The organism is Paenibacillus sp. J22FR83, from assembly GCF_059691955.1.
Window position 1 is genome coordinate 139,543 of the sequence record NZ_JCAUAM010000016.1, and the last position, 19,151, is coordinate 158,693.

Consider the following 19,151-nt stretch of genomic DNA (forward strand, 5'->3'; position numbering starts at 1 on the left):
AAGAGATAAAGGAGGGCTCCAATGGCTGAGCAGCTAGAATTTGCGAAAGGGAAAGCCCCGACTCCCACGACAGATTACGAAGCAGACGATATTCAAGTCCTGGAAGGGCTTGTTGCTGTTCGTAAAAGACCAGGGATGTATATTGGCAGTACCAGTTCTTCAGGTCTACATCATTTGATCTGGGAAATCGTAGATAATGCAGTCGATGAGCATCTGGCAAAACATTGTTCCAAAATTAATGTCACGATACATAAAGATCAATCGGTAACCGTCCATGATAATGGCCGCGGTATTCCTACAGGTATGCATAAGACTGGTGTTCCAACGCCTCAAGTCGTATTTACGATTCTTCATGCAGGAGGTAAATTCGGTGGTTCAGGGTATAAGAAATCTGGTGGTTTACATGGTGTAGGGGCTTCCGTAACGAATGCACTATCCGAGTGGTTGGAAGTTGAGATTAACCGTGATGGCAAAGTGCATAAGATGCGCTTTGAGTATTGGGTTGATGATAAAGGCATAGAACATGTGGGTGAACCGGTTACAGGACTTGAAGTTATCGGCAACACCAATCGTACAGGGACGAAAGTAACGTTCAAACCAGATAAACGCGTCTTCCAAGGTGGAACGACGATTAACTACGATACACTCGCTGAGCGGCTGCAGGAAATTGCCTTCTTGAACTCGGGACTTCAAGTAAACCTCAAAGACGAACGCACAGATAAAGTCGATCAGTTTCAATATGAAGGCGGTGCAAGCCAGTTCGTAGCCTTCTTAAACGAAGAGAAGACCGTACTGCATCCTGTCATTCATTTTGCCTCGGAGAAGGACGAAATTGAAGTTGAAGTCGCACTCCAATACAATGATGGCTACACGGAGACGATTGCTTCGTTCGTCAACTCGATTCCAACACGCGGTGGGGGAACGCACGAGACAGGTTTTAAGACAGCTTATACGCGTGTCATGAATGAATATGCCCGTAAAGGGGGCATTCTCAAGGAAAAGGATAAAAACCTCGATGGAACCGATCTCAGAGAAGGTATGATGGTCGTCATCAATATCAAAATGGGCGATGTCGAATTCGTAGGTCAAACAAAGGACCAACTAGGAAGTGCTATTGCACGTAGTGCCGTGGACGCCGTGGTATCCGATAAAATGACCGTTTTCCTTGAGGAAAATCCGCAAATCGCTCAAATGATGCTGAAGAAGGCCGTACAAGCATCTAGAGCGAGAGAAGCTGCACGTAAAGCGCGTGAAGAAATTCGCAGCGGGAAGAAAGGCAAGAGCGAGAGCTCGAACCTGAATGGTAAGCTTACACCAGCGCAATCCAAGGATCTGCAGCGGAATGAACTATTCATCGTGGAAGGTGACTCTGCGGGTGGATCAGCGAAACAAGGGCGCGATTCGAAGCATCAAGCGATATTACCGCTCAAAGGCAAGCCGATGAATCCTGAGAAAGCCAAGCTCCTTGATATTTTGAAAAATGAAGAGTACAAAGCCATTATCGCTGCGATTGGAGCAGGGGTAGGATCGGAGTTCGAAGCAGAAGAGACGAATTACGGCAAAATCATTTTGATGACAGATGCCGACACAGATGGTGCGCACATTCAAGTGCTGCTGCTCACGTTCTTCTATCGTTACATGAAACCGTTGATTGATGCAGGCAAAGTGTATATTGCTCAGCCTCCGCTGTATAAAGTGACGAGAAAAGGTAAAAATGGTGGTCATAAATACGCTTGGACGGACGATCAACTGCAGGTTGTCGTGAAAGAGCTTGGTAAGAACACGGAGCTTCAGCGCTATAAAGGATTAGGCGAGATGAATCCGGATCAGTTGTGGGAAACGACGATGAATCCGGAGAGTCGAACACTGCTCCAAGTGCAGATCGAAGATGCAGCCAAAGCAGAACGACGTGTGACAACATTAATGGGCGATAAAGTAGATCCACGCAAGAGATGGATTATCGAAAACGTTGATTTTACGGAATATGTTGAGTAATCATAAAGAGTGGTGACGAGAAAGTGAGCATTTTAGAAGAGTTTTTACCAGCCTTCCTGGAGGAGATCGTAGGTGATCGCTTCGGTCGGTATTCCAAATATATTATTCAAGATCGTGCGATACCTGACGTAAGAGATGGCTTGAAGCCAGTGCAACGTCGTGTGTTGTATGCGATGTATGACTCCGGCAATACGCCAGATAAGCCTTACCGGAAATCTGCCAAAACCGTTGGGGATGTGATGGGTAACTACCATCCACATGGTGATTCATCGATCTATGATGGTATGGTTCGTATGGCACAGCCATGGAAAATGGGTCACACGCTCGTCGATGGACATGGTAACTGGGGTTCCTTAGACGATGATCCGCCTGCAGCGATGCGTTACACAGAAGCAAGGTTGTCCGAAATTGCTATGGAATTACTGCGTGATATCGAGAAGCGCACGGTCCTATTCAAAGATAATTTCGACAATTCAACCAAAGAGCCAGTTGTTCTGCCTGCTCGCTACCCGAATTTGCTAGTTAACGGCGTTAGCGGGATCTCTGCAGGCTTTGCAACAGAAATTCCGCCACATAACCTGCGTGAAATTATTGACGCTTGCATAGCAATGATAGATAAACCGGAAATCACGGTTGACGAGTTAATGACGATTGTCAAAGGACCTGATTTCCCTACTTCAGGGATTATCATGGGAGAAGAAGGCATTCGCGAAGCTTACCGCACGGGTAAAGGTCGTATATATATTCGGTCCAAAACAGCGATCGAAGAGATGCGCGGCGGCAGACAGCAAATCGTGATTACGGAAATCCCTTACCAAGTGGTTAAATCCCGGTTAGTGACCGCAATGGAAAATATCCGTTTGGAGAAAAAAATCGAGGGTATTGCCGAAGTGCGGGATGAAAGCGGACGGAATGGGCTTCGTATCGTGATCGAGCTTAAGAAGGAAGCGGATGCACAAGGGATTTTGGCTTATTTGCTGAAAAAAACGGATCTTCAAGTTACGTATAACTTCAACATGGTTGCGATTGTGAATAAAGCACCTCGTCAGCTCGGTATCCGCGAGATTCTGGAAGCTTATATTGAGCACCAGAAGGAGGTTGTAACGTTCCGCTCCCAATACGAGTTAGAAAAAGCGGAAGATCGTGCACATGTCCTCGAAGGACTTGTGAAAGCACTGAACATTTTGGATGAGGTTATTGCCACGATCAAAGCATCGAAGAACCGGCAGGACGCTCAAAATAACCTCGTAGAGAAGTTTCATTTTTCGGAACGTCAAGCTGATGCGATTCTCGTCCTGCAATTATACCGTTTAACGAATTTGGAAATAACAACGCTGGAGAAGGAATTGAAGGATGTTCAGAAAACAATTGCCTATTTGCGCGGAATTCTGGGCAGCTTGAAGAAACTCCTGGGTGTGATTAAAGATGAGATGGGCGAAATTCGCAAGAAATATGGGATTGATCGCCGCTCGGAGATTCAAGGAGAAGTCGAAGAACTGAAAGTGAATCTAGAAGTTCTTGTAACAGCGGAAGATGTGCTTGTCACCTTGTCCAATGAAGGCTACTTGAAACGTACAAGCAAGCTATCCTTCACGCGTTCAGGTGGGGAGCTTGAGAATACAGGCATGAAGGAAGGGGATTACCTTCGTTTCTTGCTGGACGTGAATACGATCGAGAGCTTGCTGATCTTCACGAAGAAGGGGCAATACTACTTATTGCCTGTCCATCAAATTCCAGAGTATAAGTGGAAAGACAATGGAACCGCGATCGTGAATGTCATCCCGATTGCCAAGGAAGATCGCATCGTGAATGTCATTCCTGTGAAGGGCTTCGAGGATCCGACGAAGTCACTCGTGTTCGTTACACGGAAGGGACAAGTAAAGCGGACTGAGCTGAAAGAATACATGACGAATCGATCTAATGCGATCGTTGCGTGTAAGCTGGGCGAGCAAGATGAAGTGCTGCATGTTCAAATGAGTGACAATACGAAGGAAATTCTTCTCGTCACGAAACAAGGCATGAGCATTCGATTCCGTGAGGAAGAAGTAAACCCGATGGGCCGTTCAGCCGCAGGTGTACGCGGCATCCAGCTCAAGGATGACGATGAAGTCGTGTCAGCTGAGTGGATCTATGGGGATGAAGGGGAAGTACTAGTAATCTCGGACCTCGGGTATGCGAAGCGATCTCTTGTGGTAGATTACCCAATTCAAGGTCGCGGCGGTAAGGGGATTATTACCTTCGAATTCAAAGAAGGCAAGCGTGTCAGACCGAACGGTTCAGCGTTAATCCGAACTTTCATTGTGAAGATGGATTACTTAATTACAGCTGTTATGAGTAATGGCGAGAAGCTGCGCTTCTCAACGGAGACAGCTCCATTAGAGGATCGTAAAGCTCAGGGTAAATCACTTATTCCTGTGACGAAAACAGAATCGATTGTTGAAATTTTACGCTTTCCTCAATCGTAACTAACGGTTGGTGGATCCAACTTTTCAATCAATGCAAAAGCTAATTCCAATAAGACCCACAGGGGCATCGGTTCGTCTAATCGATCCAGCCACTGTGGGTCTTTTAGCATACCGGCTTCCAACGCTTTGCGGCCTAGCTCTACTTTCCAAGCTTCCAATGCAATCACTCCTTGAACGTAAGTTGGCAGCCATGCAGGTTAAGTTTCTCTGGAATGAAAGGGAAGCAACGTAATTTGTAGGGAGCATGACACCTTCGATTAGTATATGTATGTACTGGGCAACTTGTTAAAAGAAGTCGATTCGCTTGTCATTCTGCACAAGACTAGACAAACTATGGGAAGGCTCGACAACAGGTATCAGCAAACCACAGCATGTCCATGAATCTCGCAATTTTTGTAAGAAAATATTAATGGCATTAATCTTTAAAGTAGAGAAAAGGCATGCTATACTTGCTGTAAATAGGTGAAAATGGAAGTGAGTTGATGAGGATGTATTCCGATGAATTCGGAAAGCTATGGCTAAAATTATCGAAGGAATTGAAAAATCAGATGGAGGTAGGTCTAGCTCCTACGATTACGGAAGGACAACTGAATGTGCTTGAATTGCTCCTAATCCATGAACGTATGAAGCCTTCGGATTTAATCGAGTATTTATCCACGACACCTGCTGCCGTTACAACCTTGTTAGACCGGATGGAAAAAGCGGAGTTGATTACCCGTGTACGCGACGAGAAAGATCGCCGTATCGTTTGGATCCATGTCACGGACAAAGGAAAAGCGGAATGCGAGAGAGGCCGTGGAATCCGTGAAGAACTGTTGGATTCGTACCTGAATCGCGTTTCCGCTCATAATCAGAAATTGCTTATTTATTTATTGGGCAAGGTTGCCAATTAGATTGATGTAGAGCGTCATTCCCTTATAGCTCGGGAATGGTGAATGCGTTCCAAGGGCGCTGCGCAGGCGGCAGCGACCGGAAGTGCATGTTCTCTTTGAGCACAGGATGCTCAAAGGATAGTGCCGTCGCCCACAGCGCAAGCTGTTGGCCTGGTTTGTTGACAGCGCTGCCGTAGCGCTGGTCCCCATACAGCGTGCAGCCGATGGCAGCCAGCTGCACGCGGATCTGATGCGGCCGCCCGGTGTGCAGCTTGATCCCAATCAAGCTGAGCCCGTCATGGCTGCCGAGCAGCTTGTAGTCCAGCACCGCCTCTTTGGCGTCCTGCTGGCCTGCCTTGACCACGCTGACGGTATTCGTCCGCGTATCCTTCCACAGCCAGTGGCGCAGCGTAGCGGCCGGCTGGGAGGGTTTACCGTGCACGACAGCGACGTACGTCTTGTCGAGCTGCCTTGTTCTTACCGCGTCCGATAGTCGGGACGCGGCTTTTGACGTTTTGGCGAAGACCATCACGCCGCCAACGGGACGATCCAAGCGATGGACAAGCCCGAGGTAGACATTGCCGGGCTTGTTGTACCGCTCCTTGATGTCCGCCTTCAAGGCGTTCAGCAAGTCAAGATCACGTGACTCGTCTTCCTGCGTAGGCATGTTGACGGGCTTCTCAACCACGAGAATGTGGTTGTCTTCGAAGAGAATCGGTATTTGCGATGCACCGTTATCATTCTTGAGAGCCACTGCTTACGCCTCCCAGCGTCCAAGAATACCGCAAGGGAGCATAAGACCGGAGTGCGTGATCGGAAGGCCGATTTCACCGCTGGAGATCGTTCCGCCATGCTTGGCTTTCATCGCCATAGTCAAAATGTTCTGAAGTACAGTAGCCGAGATACCTGTCGTATAAGAATTAATTAACAGGAACAACGGGTTGTCCGTCAAAATAGATTGGCATGTCTGGATGAAGGGGAAGAGATCATCTTCCAGCTTCCAAGTTTCACCGTTAGGCCCACGTCCGTACGAAGGTGGATCCATAATGATCGCATCGTACTTGCTGCCGCGGCGCTGTTCTCTCTGAACGAATTTGAACACATCATCCGTAATGAAACGAACAGGCCTGGAGCCCATACCGCTAAGATGCAGATTTTCCTTTGCCCATTGGACAACACCTTTAGATGCATCGACGTGGCATACTTCCGCGCCAGCGTGTGCGCAAGCCAGTGATGCTCCGCCAGTGTAAGCGAACAAGTTAAGTACTTTAATGGGACGACCGGCACCTTTGATCTTGTCCATCATCCATTTCCAGTTCACAGCTTGCTCAGGAAAGAGCCCCGTATGCTTAAAGCTAGTTGGTTTAATATAAAAGGTTAGCTTCTGATCATACGTAATTGTCCAACGCTCAGGAAGCTCTGCGTTCTGCTGCCATTGGCCGCCGCCGCTAGAGCTGCGGTGATAATGCGCATCCGCTTGACGCCAAGCTGGTGTTTCTTTCTGTAGAGGCCAAATAATTTGTGGGTCGGGTCTGCGCAGCACAATCGTACCCCAACGTTCAAGCTTTTCGCCGCCGCCCGTATCGAGCAGTTCATAATCGACCCAGTCTTTTGCATAAAACATGTTGCAATCCATCCTTCAACTTGATTTCTTCACTAAACAACCATTGTACACCATTTATTGACCTAAATCGATCTTTTCAATCAAACTAGGCAGTTCAGTTTCGGAAAATTGTTGGAACAGTGCTTGCTCAGCTGCCGCACGAAGTGAATCTTTCACTGCAGCAAGTGGTTTAACAGAGCGAGAGTCAACTTTGATCACATGGTAGCCAAACTCTGTTTCAACGGGATCGCCAATCACACCAACTGTTTGTGAGATCGCTGCATTTTTGAATCCTTCAACCCATAGACTTACATCGGCATCCGCATAAAGGCCACCATTATCTTTCGAACCTGGATCTTCAGAGTATTGCTTAGCAAGCGCAGCGAAATCTCCGCCATTTTTGAGTTTCTGTTGAATATCCTTAGCAAGTGTTAGAGCTTCTTCTTTCGTGCGAAGAGCTTTACCTGATGGGTCCGTAAGTCCGATCAAAATATGACGTACAGAAGCAATGGTAAACGCATCTTTATTTGCAGCAAGTGCCGCATCATACTGAGATTTCAATTGAGCGTCCGTTACACTGGATTTCACGTAATTAGTCGCTGTCATACTGCCAACAAGGAAGTACTGAAGTTCGGTTTCCTTCACTTTTGCGTTTTTCAAATCCGCTTGAAACTTATCAACGCCCATTTGCTGCTTCCATGCAGCAACCTGTCCAGCAGCATTCTTTTTTGCAGCTTCTTGGTCAGCTTCAGACGCCCGACCATAGAGAATCCGGTTCGATACTAATTCTTTGAGAATACTTGTTTGATAGTCGATATTGTCCTTGGAGCTTGCATATGCACTATCTATCAGTGATTTAACGTTAAAGACGACATCAAACTCAGCTCTCGTCACCGTTCCGCCTGAGTAAGTTGCAACGACTTGATTCGGATTGTTGCCGATCCAAATGGTACTTGTTGCATCATCCCACGCAACTTTTTTGCCAAGGGAGTCGCTCATGAAACGCAGTGGAACATAGGTATCCCCTTCATAAATGAATCCTTTCGCACCCGTTGGTGCTTTCTCGACACCATCAAACATGTACGTCAGATTGCGGAAAGCGACTTCGATTTGTGTACCCGCTGCAAACGCTACGGTTCCGCTTAAAACAGAACCAATGGTTAAACCTACGATAAGTCCTTTTACTTTGTCTTTCATTATGAGTGATCCACCTTTCATATCATGTCCTACCATTAATTCACCGAAGGTTGAGAGATTTCCTTTTTTTTATCAGAACGAATTGAAGGAATTCATTACCTGTTTGTTGTATTTGTAGAGGTAGAGTCGTTTCATTACACGCATCTTTGGGTAAAGACATGTCGAAATAAGGGGGGATAATGTGGGAGCAAATGTTGGTATACCCAGCTCCGAGGATTTATTTCTGCTTCATGAAGGATCCCTTTTCCACAGTTATCGTATCTTAGGGGCACATGTTAGCAAAGAAAAAGGGCATGAAGGTGTTCGATTCGCCGTTTGGGCACCGCATGCGAGAACCGTGTTTGTCCTTGGTGATTTCAATGATTGGCAATCCGGCGAGCATACGATGGAAAGAATTAGTTCATTAGGTCTTTGGATGTTATTCATTCCAGAAGCACGTGAAGGTGACTACTACAAGTTCGAAATTCATAGTCAGACAGGGCAGATTTTGTTAAAAGCTGATCCCTATGCCTTCTATTCTGAATTAAGGCCCGGTACGGCATCACGGGTTGTTGATTTGGAGGGTTATGAATGGCAAGATCAAGCTTGGCAACAGCAGAAGAAAGAAGTTCCCGCTTATAACAAGCCGCTATCCATTTATGAGGTGCACTTGGGTACTTGGCGTAAGAAAGATCGTACAAGCGAGGAGCTCTATACGTACGAACAATTAACCAGTGAATTGGTGGATTATGCAGTAGAAATGGGGTATACCCATATCGAGGTCATGCCGCTTGCGGAACATCCCTTCGATCGTTCTTGGGGGTATCAAGCAACGGGATACTTTTCAGTGACGAGTCGCCACGGTGCACCCAAAGATTTCATGCGTTTCGTAGATCGCTGCCATCAGAAGGGAATTGGGGTCATTATGGACTGGGTCCCAGGCCATTTCTGCAAGGACAGTCATGGACTGCGTCAGTTTGATGGCATGCCTCTGTATGAGTATGAGGACCCTCGCAAAGCAGAGAAGCTGGAGTGGGGAACACTTACCTTCGATTTCGGAAGGCCAGAGGTCCAGAGTTTCTTGATTTCAAATGCCTTATTCTGGATGGATATGTATCATATGGATGGCATTAGGGTGGACGCTGTTGCTTCCATGCTGCATCTTAATTTCGGCAGATGGAATGAGGAGCCGATCTTTAATCAACTCGGCGGGGATGAGAATTTGGAGGCTGTTGCGTTCATTCGCAAGTTGAACCAAGTTGTGTTCTCCTATTACCCTGATGCGTTGATGATGGCGGAAGACTCCACAGATTGGCCGCTTGTGACAGCTCCTGTACACGAAGGTGGGCTTGGGTTCAACTACAAGTGGAATATGGGTTGGATGAACGATATGCTCAAATATATGAAGCTGGATCCCATCCACCGCCGATATAATCACAAGTTGATTACCTTCTCTTTCATGTATGCGTGGAGCGAGAATTATGTACTCCCTTTGTCACATGATGAGGTTGTGCATGGAAAGCGTTCACTCCTGCATAAGATGCCAGGAGACTATTGGCAGAAATTCGCTAATCTACGAGTATTATATGGGTACATGTCTGGACATCCAGGGAAAAAGCTGCTCTTCATGGGAAGTGAATTCGGTCAATTCGACGAATGGAAGGATCTCGAGGAGTTGGATTGGTTTCTTCTAGATGGCTACGAGAAACATGAGCAGATGCTTCAATATGTGAAGTCGCTCAATCAGTTTTATTTGAACGAACCGGCTTTGTGGCAGCTGGATCATGATCCAGAAGGCTTTGCATGGATTAATCCCCATGACGAGAGCCAAAGTGTTGTCACTTATATGCGAAAAGGGAAATCGCCGGAGGATGAACTTATTCTCGTGTGTAATTTTACACCTGTTGTTCATCCGGATTATCGGATCGGCGTTCCGAAATTAGGTCTGTATGAGATTGTATTTAATAGCGACGCGACAGAGTTCGGTGGTTCTGGTCAGGGGAATACACTGCCAATCACAAGTAAAGCAAGTTCCATGCATGGCATGCCATACAGTTTATCGTTATGTATTCCGCCGCTTGCGGCTGTCTATATCAAGTGTGTGAGTGAATTCCAATCAGAGATTGATGAAGGTGAAGGGGGAAATCAAATATGCGCAGTAAAGAATGTGTTGCTATGCTCCTCGCTGGAGGAGAAGGGCGAAGATTAGGCGTACTGACGAACAATTTAGCTAAGCCAGCTGTTCACTTTGGCGGCAAATATCGCATCATTGATTTTACTCTCAGCAATTGTACGAATTCCGGGATTGATACGGTTGGTGTTCTTACACAGTATCAGCCGCTCGTTCTGAATACGTACATCGGTATTGGAAGCTCTTGGGACCTTGACCGCAAGTATGGCGGTGTAACCGTGTTGCCACCATTCATGGAGCAAAAAGGCGGAGATTGGTACAAAGGAACTGCAAACGCGATTTATCGGAATATTGGATTTATCGAGCAGTATGATCCCGAATACGTCTTGGTCATCTCGGGTGACCATATTTATAAAATGGATTACGATCTCATGCTCTCCTATCACAAAGAGAAAAAAGCGGATGCAACAATCGCGGTTATCGAAGTGAAATGGGAAGAGACCAGCCGATTCGGCATCATGAGCGTAAATGAGAAGCAAGAGATTACGGAATTCGCTGAAAAGCCGAAGGAAGCAAACTCTAACTTGGCTTCAATGGGGATTTACATTTTTAACTGGAAAGCTTTGAAATCGTATTTACTTGAAGATGAGGCGAATCCAGAGTCTAGCAAGGATTTTGGGAAAGATATTATTCCGATGATGTTGAAGGATGAAGCAAGAATGTTTGCTTATCCATTCCAAGGCTATTGGAAGGATGTCGGAACCATAGATAGCTTATGGGAAGCGAATATGGACCTTTTAGATGACAATAATGAACTTAACTTAAATGATAAAGATTGGCGTGTATATTCACAGAATCCGTACCAACCTGCTCAATATGTAGCACCTACAGCAAATATTAAGCGTTCATTGGTGAATGAGGGTTGTGCGATATTTGGAGATGTTGATCATTCTGTTCTCTTCTTCGGGGTTCAAGTCGGTGAAGGCAGCCAAATTAAGGATTCCGTCATTATGCCGAATGCCAAGATTGGTAATAACGTAACGATTATCAAAGCTATTATTGGTGAGAATACGGTCGTTGAAGATGGTGCAGTTGTAGATGGCAATGGCGAAATTGTGCTTATTGGCGGTAACGAACGGGTAACAGGCTACGCTAATCAGAAGGGATGATATCGGATGAAACATGTGATGGGAGTCATTAATTTAGTCAATGAACCGGATGATTTGGAGGAACTGACTTATTTTCGCTGCCCGGCATCTGTGCCTTTCGGCGGTCGTTATCGGTTAATCGATTTTGCACTTTCCAATATGGTGAATTCCGGAATTGATAATGTGGCTGTTTTCACACAGCACAAATATCGTTCACTGATGGATCATCTGGGATCTGGTAAAGAGTGGGATTTGGATCGTAAGCGCGGGGGACTATTCGTTCTACCTTCCGTACTTGATGAACCGACGGGGATCTCGCGTGGAGATTTATACCAGTTCTATAGCCATCGCGACTATTTCTACCGAGGCAAAGAAGAGTTTGTAATCATTTCCCGCAGTCACATGGTGTGCAATCTTGATCTGAACGATGCCGTTCGTTACCATGAAGATATGCAAGCGGATATCACTGTCATTTATAAACAAACAGATGAAGAAATTCATGGGAAATTCCGCCGTATGGCTGTGAAAGAAACAGGTCAAGTCACTTTGATGGAAGATCATACCGGGCGCTTGCGGACGAATAACATCTCCATGGAAATGTATATCATGAGCAAGGCGTTACTTCTTGATATGGTTGAGTCCTGCTTAGCGCAAGGGTATGACCATTTGGTACGTGACGGTATTATGAAAAATATTGATAAACTGAGCGTGTACGGCTATAAGTTTGAGGGTCATTTGGGCATTGTGAACTCCATACAAGGCTACTACAAGCACAGCATGCAGCTGTTGAACCCAGCGATTTGGCGGGAGCTGTTCTTCCAAAAGAACAACCTCGTATATACGAAGGTCAAGGATGAGCCGCCTGCGAAATATATGGAATCTGCAGCTACCAAAAATACACTAATCGCGAATGGCTGCCAAATTGAAGGGAAAGTAGAGAACAGCATCCTATTCCGCGGAGTGAAAATCCGCAAAGGTGCCTACGTGAAAAATAGTATTATTCTGCAAAACTGTGAAATTGAGGAAAATGTAATTATCGAGAATGCGATTCTGGATAAGGATGTCTTCATTAGCCGGGGGCGCGTATTAACAGGTGACAATAAAGCACCGTTCATTGCAGCGAAAACCAAAGTGATCTAATTGCAATGTGGTGTTAGATCAGGTTCTAGCAAAGTTGGAGGAGTGGCATGATGAAAATACTGTTCGCGGCTTCGGAGGCCGTTCCTTTTATAAAGACAGGTGGATTAGCAGATGTGATCGGCTCCTTACCCAAAGAGTTGACACGTCAGGGACTTGATGTGCGTGTTATTTTGCCCAAATATGGTGATATTCCAGCCAAATATAGGGAAGAGATGTCACATCTAGCATCATTCGAAGTGCAATTGGGTTGGCGTAAACAGTTTATTGGAATTGATACGCTGGTTCATGAAGGGGTTACCTTCTATTTCGTTGATAATGAATTTTACTATAAGCGTCCTGGCATCTATGGCTACGGGGATGAGGCGGAGCGGTTTGGTTTCTTCTGCAAAGGCGTCATTGAGGCCTTGCCGTACTTGGATTTCAGACCGGATGTGATTCATTGTCACGATTGGCAAGCGGGAATGATTCCTGTCCTACTGAAGGCTCACTATCTCCATTTGCCATTCTTTAGTGAGATCAAGACAATGACAACCGTCCATAATTTGAAATATCAAGGTGTATTCAGTCAAGAAGTGTTTAAGGATTTGTTTGGCTTGTCCGATGATCACTTCTCAGGAACAGCCCTAGAACTTCACGGTGGCGCAAGCTTCCTGAAGGGGGGACTGCTCTATTCAGATCAGATCACAACGGTTAGTCAGACGTATGCAGAGGAGATCCAAACACCGTATTACGGTGAGTTTCTGGACAGCTTGCTTCGTCATCGCAAAGATCAATTGACAGGCATCGTGAATGGGATTGACTATGACGTCTTCGATCCTATGACAGACAAGAATTTGGCTGTGAATTATCGGGACTCTTTATCGAAAAAGACACAGAATAAGACGGCGCTTCAGGAGCGTCTAGGACTTCCTGTGAATGGGGATATCCCGATGATTGTACTCGTTACTCGTCTTGTTCAACAGAAGGGTCTAGATTTGATACAGCACGTGCTCCGTGAAATTCTTGCCTTGGATATTCAGCTAGTTGTTCTCGGTACTGGCGAACCTGTTTATGAGCAAATGTTCAGGAACGCTGCCGTCACACATCCGACTAAAGTGTCAGCGCACATTTATTTCGATGAAGCGTTAGCGCATCAGTTCTACGCGGCGTCTGATCTGTTCTTAATGCCATCCCAATTCGAGCCATGCGGCATTGGGCAGTTGATTGCACTGCGCTATCGTTCCGTGCCAATCGTCCGTGAAACTGGCGGTCTGAAGGACACCGTGCAGCCTTATAATGAGTTTACAGGGGAAGGTACGGGGTTCTCCTTCACGAATTATAATGCGCATGATATGCTGCATATCATCAGGCGTGCGGTTTTCTTTTATAAGAATGATCGTGACAGTTGGTTGAAGATTGGGAACAATATGAAAAAAGGTGACTTTAGCTGGCGCAAATCGGCACAGCAATATATCACGCTTTACAACCAAATGACCGTTCACGTATAGCAAAAAAGCCTCTAAATTCGAAAGAATGAGGAGGCTTTTTTCGTTTATTAGAAAATTCAGGTATAATAGAACTAGACGAGTAAAAAGAGTTGGAGTGGTAAGGGATGGGCATGGATTGGCTTTCACATGTATTGACGATGGTGTTCGTTGTAAATATTTTACTGGCGCTCACTGTGGTATTCTTAGAAAAACGTAATGTAGCTGCTACTTGGTCGTGGTTAATGGTGTTATTATTTATTCCTATTCTTGGTTTTCTATTGTACGTGATGTTAGGGCAAAACTTGAGCCGTCGAAAGTTGTATAAATGGAATAAGCGAATGCAGGAGCGCATGCAAACTGTGATTGGTGAGCAGCGGCAACAGCTCATGGAGGGAACTTTTCCATATATCGATCCGATGGTTATGGAGTATCGCTATTTGATTTATTTGAATGTAGCAACGAATGATTCATTTCTGACACAGGATAATGACGTACATATTTTCACAGATGGGGTCGAGAAGTTTAATGATTTGATTGATCGAATGGAAGCTGCTCAGCACCATATTCATATGCAGTATTATATTGTGAAAAATGATACCTTGGGTCAGCGCATTATGGAAGTACTCACACGCAAAGCGAAGCAAGGGGTCACTGTTCGGTTTCTGTATGATGATATTGGGTCCCGTACGTTGAAAGATTCTTTTTTCAAAGAATTCAAACAAGCTGGCGGACAAAAGGCAGCATTCTTTCCCTCAAGTATTCCTTTCCTTAATTATCGGGTGAACTATCGAAATCATCGCAAGCTTGTGATTATTGATGGGCAGATTGGCTATATTGGCGGATTTAATATTGGAAATGAGTATCTGGGCCTGGATCCGAAATTTGGTTATTGGCGGGATACCCATCTTCGATTGTCAGGCAGTGTCGTGCGGGCATTACAATCACGATTCATCCTGGATTGGAACCTCGCTTCGACAGAAACGTTGGATGTTGAAATGACGTATTTCCCAGCCATTTTGGAGAAAGCCAAGCAAGGACATGTTCCTATGCAAATTGTTGCTAGTGGCCCGAACGAAACTTGGCCGCACTTTGTGTATACATTTCTTAAGCTGATTCATTTGGCCAAAAGTCGAATTCTGCTGCAAACACCTTATTTTATTCCCGAAGAAAGTATGTTGAACGCTTTACGAATTGCAGCTCTATCGGGAATTGATGTAAGAATTATGATTCCGGAGAAGGCGGATCATTTATTCGTGCATTGGGCTTCCTTGTATTATGTCGGTGAGTTGTTACGTGCAGGCGTGAAATGCTATTTGTACGATAACGGATTTCTACATGCCAAAACAATTATTGTAGATGGCAAAGTGGCATCAGTCGGTACGGCGAATTTCGATATTCGCAGTTTAAGGCTTAATTTTGAGACGAATGCCCTGATGTTCCATGAAGAAACAGCGGCGAAACTGGAAGATACCTTCTGGATGGATATGGAGGGGTGTATGGAATTGACGTTGGAGGAATATGAGAAGCGTTCACTCCGCATCCGATTCTTGGAATCGATCTCGAAGCTGATATCACCAATCTTATAGCGAAATGCAAAAGGATTCCGTCATCTCACCTGAATTTGTGAGCTACGGAATCCTTTTATATTAGAGAGACTTATGTGAAATTCTTAGAAATTTTCACCACTGTCAAGATTGAACTGCCAAAGAATGCCAAACTTGTCCTCAACTTGGCCATACAACTTGCTCCAGTCCGTTGCTTGAAGCTCCATGCCAATTTTTCCGCCTTCTTTGAGCTTATGGAAAGCATTTTGGATGTCGTCAGCGTTCGCGCTAACGTAGGAAAGACTGATGTTGTTACCTACTACGTACGGCATTCCTGGGAACACATCAGAGAACATGAGCGGGCTTCCGTTAATATCTAGTCGCGTGTGCATAACGCCATTTTTGGCTTCTTCAGGAAGCGGATAGTCAGGATGTGCCGGCATATCGCCGAATGTAATGATTTTGGGAGTGGGCAAATTAAATACTTCAGCATAGAAAGTCACAACTTCGCGCGTGTTTCCTTGGAAATTTAAATAAGCATTAATTGACATGACCATTCTCCTCTAATTGTGATATGGGGACAACCTCCTATATTCTACCACTGGGTATATAGAAAATCCACCAAGCCTATAAGCGGAGTATAGGGACTGGAGTTGAGCTCTGCCTTCGGCGGACAACGATTGGAGTAACTGGCCCGAGGCTTGAGCCATCGCACGCTAGCGCACAAAAATCAAAACTATGCAATCGTGCGGTTGCTAGAAGAAAAGTCAGCATTTTTACGTATTCACAAATGTGGAATTGTCCTATATACTCCTATATATCGATAATGATTATCAGTATCATCTAGGAGGATTTATGATTATGATTCAAGCAAGAAAACTGGTTAATTTTACAGTAGTTCTACTCGTGTCTACGTTATTTCTAGCCGGTTGTGGAGCTGGTACGGATACGAAAAGTGCAGCATCGCCTGCGAGTACAACACAAGCCGCAGAGACAGCTGCAGCAAAAGCACCGCAAGAACGTGTCCTGACGGATGCAATGGGACATGAAGTGAAAATCCCTGGTGAGGTCAAACGTGTCATTGCTCCTTTCCTCGAAGATGGACTAACCGCAATCGGCATTAAGCCTGTCGCACAATGGTCTGCAGCAGGTGAGCCACAGCAGTATTTGCAAAATGTATTGAACGGAGTTCCAGTTCTTGACATGACAGGTGGACTCAAACCCGAGCAAACGTTAAGTCATAACCCAGATCTCATTATTCTAGTAGCACCAACGTACATGAAGAATGGAACGTATGAGGATTTCTCCAAAATTGCTCCTACTTTCGTCTTATCTAATGATGAGAATGACTGGCGCGGAAATGTTGCCAAACTAGGCGAAGTGCTGGGTAAAGTCAAGGAAGCTGAGCAGGCAATTAAGAAATATGATGAGAAATTAGCGACTTCCAAAGATAAGATTCGTGCAGCAGTCGGGGAAAAATCAGCCGTATTATTCCAATCCGCGAATGAAAAAGGGTTTAAATTGTTCGGAGCGAATTTCTATAGTGGAAAGTTACTGTACCAAGGCTTTGGATTTAAGCAGCCGAAAATGCTAAAGGGAGACTATGATACATACTCCTTGGAAACGCTGGCTCAGCTCGATGATGTGGATTACATTTTCGTTCTTTCTGGCAAAGGTCGTCCGAAACCTCCTGTGGATAATCCATTGTGGCAGCAATTGCCCGCGGTGAAGCAAGGTCATGTGTATGAGGTGGATTCGGGTCACTGGTTCAATCAAAATGTGATCGCTAATCAATTAATCATTGATGATGTTCTAAGTAAACTAATCAAATAATACGTGCAAGGAAGGACGGGGGATTCCCTCGTCTTTTACGCGTTTACATCGGTACAAAGGGAGCGAGTATAGATGAACGATGAGATCACTCCTTCAGAAGTAGAGGAAGAGCATCCATTTAACAGATTGTGGTACAAGTTGACCAACATTGAACGAATTGTGATTAAGGATTTGCAATGGCCAGTTGAACGAGATTTTATGAAGGCAGACTCACTTATGTTAGTTATCTCGGATACGACAGAAGGCCGTTTGGTCATCAATGGTCAATACTTCGCATTGCGGATGGGCACTGTATTCATTTGTAAGCCAGGACAACTTATTGAAGTAGGTCTGCCCAAAGACGAGGAGCATGGGGTATATGTACTTCGGTTCCAAGCAGCTGCTATTGAACATAAGGATGCTGCAGAGCCGAATATCCAATCTGTCATCACGTTCCCAGGTGAAGGTGAAGCCATTCATCTTCCCGTTTCTACGGTTATTCCATTAGTTAAAATGATTGTGACTCATTGGAAGAATGGTACCATCGCGGATCTGTTCCGGGCAGAGGCGGGTTTCTACGAGTTACTTAGTCTGGTTTTGCAAAATGAAGAACACAAAACGTCGATTGCGTTGGAATACGCGAAGTTCATGTTAGAACGGGACTATACGGAAGAAATTACGATTGATGCTTTGGCAGCAAGAGCAGGTTTAAGTCGTTTTCATTTTATGTGATTATTTAAAGAAAAATTTGGTAAAGGCGTTATTGAATACGTCACGGAATTACGATTAAGTAAAGCGAAGGAACTGATGCGAGAGCTCCCGAATGCCTCCATTCGTAAGATTGCTTTTCAAGTTGGGTATAAGAATGAGATTTATTTCAGCACTAATTTTAAGAAACATATGGGTATGGCACCTGCTGTGTATTTGAAAAATACGAAGATGAAAGTCGCCGCGTACAGTTGGGTGAACATTGGTCAATTGCTGGCACTTCAAATTATTCCTTATGCGGCACCGATGGATCATTATTGGACTGACTTTTATCGAAATAAATATGCCTTTGATGTAACGGTTCCATTGAGTCATCATTATGAGTTCAATTTATCGGCTTTGCGGCAGTCAGCACCTGATTACGTTATAGGCATTGACGCCTGGATTCCTAAAGATGAACAAGTGAAACTAACAGTAATAGCTCCGACTTTATTTTTACCATGGGACTGTGACTGGCGTGAACATTTGATCCGTATGGGCGATTTCCTTGGAAAGTCGAAGGAGGCAGGGAAATGGCTGCAGTGCTATGACCTGAAAGCTGCTGAATTAAGAGAGAACGTTAAGTTGTCGATACAAGAAGATAAAGTGTTAGTCATCACAGTTCATCACAACGAAATACTTGTGTGGGGCAAGCTTGCTGGAACGGTATTGTATGATGATCTGCAAGTAAACCCAGCGAATCAGTTGGATCAGTTTCATTGGACGCAGTCCGTGCAAGCGGAAGAATTAGCAAAATTTGAAGCGGATCAATTGATTGTGAATATTTGTAAGGATCCCATTTCCCAAGCGACTTGGGCAGATCTTTCTAAACAGGGGGAATGGCGATGTTTACCACCAGTAATGAGGGGGAGGGTTCATATTACCCCTGGATATGCGGGCTGGGAAGCGCCCTGGAATGAACATACGGCCTTCAATCATGAGCGCCTCTTACAGCAGATTGCGCAAATCCTACTTCCGGCAACATAATTGTTGCTGGATTTTATTTTGATTCTATTCGGATATCCGAAATCATGATAGAATTACTGGAAATT

16 protein-coding genes and 1 pseudogene are annotated in these 19,151 nt (G+C 45.1%); 12 read left to right on the plus strand and 5 right to left on the minus strand.

Going from position 1 to position 19,151, the window contains the following annotated elements:
• Positions 1-21: 21 nt before the first annotated feature.
• A complete protein-coding gene (parE, locus tag AC58PV_RS26525; RefSeq protein WP_497435647.1) occupies positions 22-1,995 on the plus strand; it encodes a DNA topoisomerase IV subunit B in 1,974 nt (657 codons plus the stop codon).
• 23 nt (positions 1,996-2,018) lie between these two features.
• Positions 2,019-4,460, plus strand: coding sequence for a DNA gyrase subunit A (gyrA, locus tag AC58PV_RS26530; RefSeq protein WP_497435649.1), 2,442 nt, complete (start codon positions 2,019-2,021; stop codon positions 4,458-4,460).
• Here the strand turns inward: gyrA and AC58PV_RS26535 are convergent.
• A complete protein-coding gene (locus tag AC58PV_RS26535; RefSeq protein WP_157265131.1) occupies positions 4,451-4,618 on the minus strand; it encodes a hypothetical protein in 168 nt (55 codons plus the stop codon). The two genes, gyrA and AC58PV_RS26535, sit on opposite strands and share 10 nt — an antisense overlap.
• A 330-nt stretch (positions 4,619-4,948) precedes the next feature.
• On the opposite strand from AC58PV_RS26535, the gene AC58PV_RS26540 reads away from it, so the two are divergent.
• Positions 4,949-5,353, plus strand: a complete 405-nt coding sequence (locus AC58PV_RS26540) for a MarR family winged helix-turn-helix transcriptional regulator (RefSeq protein WP_497435715.1) — start codon at positions 4,949-4,951, stop codon at positions 5,351-5,353.
• Positions 5,354-5,375: 22 nt separating this feature from the next.
• On the opposite strand, the gene AC58PV_RS26545 is transcribed toward AC58PV_RS26540, so the two are convergent.
• From AC58PV_RS26545 to AC58PV_RS26555, 3 genes are read right to left on the minus strand one after another with little or no spacing between them, the layout of a single operon-like run.
• A complete protein-coding gene (locus AC58PV_RS26545) occupies positions 5,376-6,086 on the minus strand; it encodes an RluA family pseudouridine synthase (RefSeq protein ID WP_497435651.1) in 711 nt (236 codons plus the stop codon).
• 3 nt (positions 6,087-6,089) lie between these two features.
• Positions 6,090-6,956, minus strand: coding sequence for a class I SAM-dependent methyltransferase (locus AC58PV_RS26550; protein WP_497435652.1), 867 nt, complete (start codon positions 6,954-6,956; stop codon positions 6,090-6,092).
• Positions 6,957-7,010: 54 nt separating this feature from the next.
• Positions 7,011-8,132 (minus strand): peptidylprolyl isomerase, encoded by a 1,122-nt coding sequence (locus tag AC58PV_RS26555; RefSeq protein ID WP_497435653.1) that lies wholly within the window; start codon positions 8,130-8,132, stop codon positions 7,011-7,013.
• Between the two features lie 181 nt (positions 8,133-8,313).
• Between AC58PV_RS26555 and glgB the strand changes: the two genes are divergently transcribed.
• The 5 genes from glgB (at position 8,314) to cls (ending at position 15,582) form a co-directional block, all read left to right on the plus strand.
• The gene (glgB, locus tag AC58PV_RS26560) at positions 8,314-10,320 is read left to right on the plus strand and encodes a 1,4-alpha-glucan branching protein GlgB (protein ID WP_497435654.1); all 2,007 of its coding nucleotides are present in this window, start codon (positions 8,314-8,316) and stop codon (positions 10,318-10,320) included.
• Entirely contained in the window at positions 10,263-11,411 is a 1,149-nt protein-coding gene (locus AC58PV_RS26565) for a glucose-1-phosphate adenylyltransferase (protein ID WP_068670193.1), read from the plus strand. The genes glgB and AC58PV_RS26565 overlap by 58 nt, the downstream gene beginning before the upstream one ends.
• Positions 11,412-11,417: 6 nt before the next feature.
• The gene (gene glgD, locus AC58PV_RS26570; RefSeq protein WP_497435656.1) at positions 11,418-12,530 is read left to right on the plus strand and encodes a glucose-1-phosphate adenylyltransferase subunit GlgD; all 1,113 of its coding nucleotides are present in this window, start codon (positions 11,418-11,420) and stop codon (positions 12,528-12,530) included.
• A gap of 50 nt (positions 12,531-12,580) precedes the next feature.
• Positions 12,581-14,017, plus strand: a complete 1,437-nt coding sequence (gene glgA, locus AC58PV_RS26575) for a glycogen synthase GlgA (RefSeq protein ID WP_497435716.1) — start codon at positions 12,581-12,583, stop codon at positions 14,015-14,017.
• A 104-nt stretch (positions 14,018-14,121) separates the two neighbouring features.
• Positions 14,122-15,582, plus strand: coding sequence for a cardiolipin synthase (gene cls / locus AC58PV_RS26580; protein WP_497435657.1), 1,461 nt, complete (start codon positions 14,122-14,124; stop codon positions 15,580-15,582).
• Positions 15,583-15,665: 83 nt separating this feature from the next.
• Here the strand turns inward: cls and AC58PV_RS26585 are convergent, their stop codons facing one another.
• Positions 15,666-16,091, minus strand: coding sequence for a VOC family protein (locus AC58PV_RS26585; RefSeq protein WP_497435658.1), 426 nt, complete (start codon positions 16,089-16,091; stop codon positions 15,666-15,668).
• Between the two features lie 310 nt (positions 16,092-16,401).
• Between AC58PV_RS26585 and AC58PV_RS26590 the strand changes: the two genes are divergently transcribed.
• From AC58PV_RS26590 to AC58PV_RS26605, 4 genes and pseudogenes are all read left to right on the plus strand, one after another.
• On the plus strand, positions 16,402-17,373 hold the full coding sequence (locus AC58PV_RS26590) for an ABC transporter substrate-binding protein (protein WP_497435660.1): 972 nt from the start codon (positions 16,402-16,404) through the stop codon (positions 17,371-17,373).
• A 72-nt stretch (positions 17,374-17,445) separates the two neighbouring features.
• On the plus strand, positions 17,446-18,084 hold the full coding sequence (locus AC58PV_RS26595; protein WP_497435661.1) for a hypothetical protein: 639 nt from the start codon (positions 17,446-17,448) through the stop codon (positions 18,082-18,084).
• Positions 18,085-18,096: 12 nt separating this feature from the next.
• Positions 18,097-18,270 (plus strand): annotated as a pseudogene (locus AC58PV_RS26600) (helix-turn-helix domain-containing protein); the annotation flags it as partial.
• Positions 18,271-18,291: 21 nt separating this feature from the next.
• Complete coding sequence (locus AC58PV_RS26605; RefSeq protein ID WP_497435718.1) at positions 18,292-19,086, plus strand: ABC transporter substrate-binding protein; 795 nt, start codon at positions 18,292-18,294, stop codon at positions 19,084-19,086.
• Positions 19,087-19,151 lie beyond the last annotated feature (65 nt).

Bases quoted from the DNA above. Each gene is read 5' to 3' on its own strand.
- parE (WP_497435647.1), top strand. From the start codon at position 22: ATGGCTGAGCAGCTAGAATTTGCGAAAGGGAAAGCCCCGACTCCCACG.
- AC58PV_RS26540 (WP_497435715.1), top strand. From the start codon at position 4,949: ATGTATTCCGATGAATTCGGAAAGCTATGGCTAAAATTATCGAAGGAA.
- AC58PV_RS26550 (WP_497435652.1), bottom strand. From the start codon at position 6,956: ATGTTTTATGCAAAAGACTGGGTCGATTATGAACTGCTCGATACGGGC.
- AC58PV_RS26555 (WP_497435653.1), bottom strand. From the start codon at position 8,132: ATGAAAGACAAAGTAAAAGGACTTATCGTAGGTTTAACCATTGGTTCT.
- AC58PV_RS26565 (WP_068670193.1), top strand. From the start codon at position 10,263: ATGCGCAGTAAAGAATGTGTTGCTATGCTCCTCGCTGGAGGAGAAGGG.
- glgD (WP_497435656.1), top strand. From the start codon at position 11,418: ATGAAACATGTGATGGGAGTCATTAATTTAGTCAATGAACCGGATGAT.
- glgA (WP_497435716.1), top strand. From the start codon at position 12,581: ATGAAAATACTGTTCGCGGCTTCGGAGGCCGTTCCTTTTATAAAGACA.
- cls (WP_497435657.1), top strand. From the start codon at position 14,122: ATGGGCATGGATTGGCTTTCACATGTATTGACGATGGTGTTCGTTGTA.
- AC58PV_RS26585 (WP_497435658.1), bottom strand. From the start codon at position 16,091: ATGTCAATTAATGCTTATTTAAATTTCCAAGGAAACACGCGCGAAGTT.
- AC58PV_RS26590 (WP_497435660.1), top strand. From the start codon at position 16,402: ATGATTCAAGCAAGAAAACTGGTTAATTTTACAGTAGTTCTACTCGTG.
- AC58PV_RS26595 (WP_497435661.1), top strand. From the start codon at position 17,446: ATGAACGATGAGATCACTCCTTCAGAAGTAGAGGAAGAGCATCCATTT.
- AC58PV_RS26605 (WP_497435718.1), top strand. From the start codon at position 18,292: ATGAAAGTCGCCGCGTACAGTTGGGTGAACATTGGTCAATTGCTGGCA.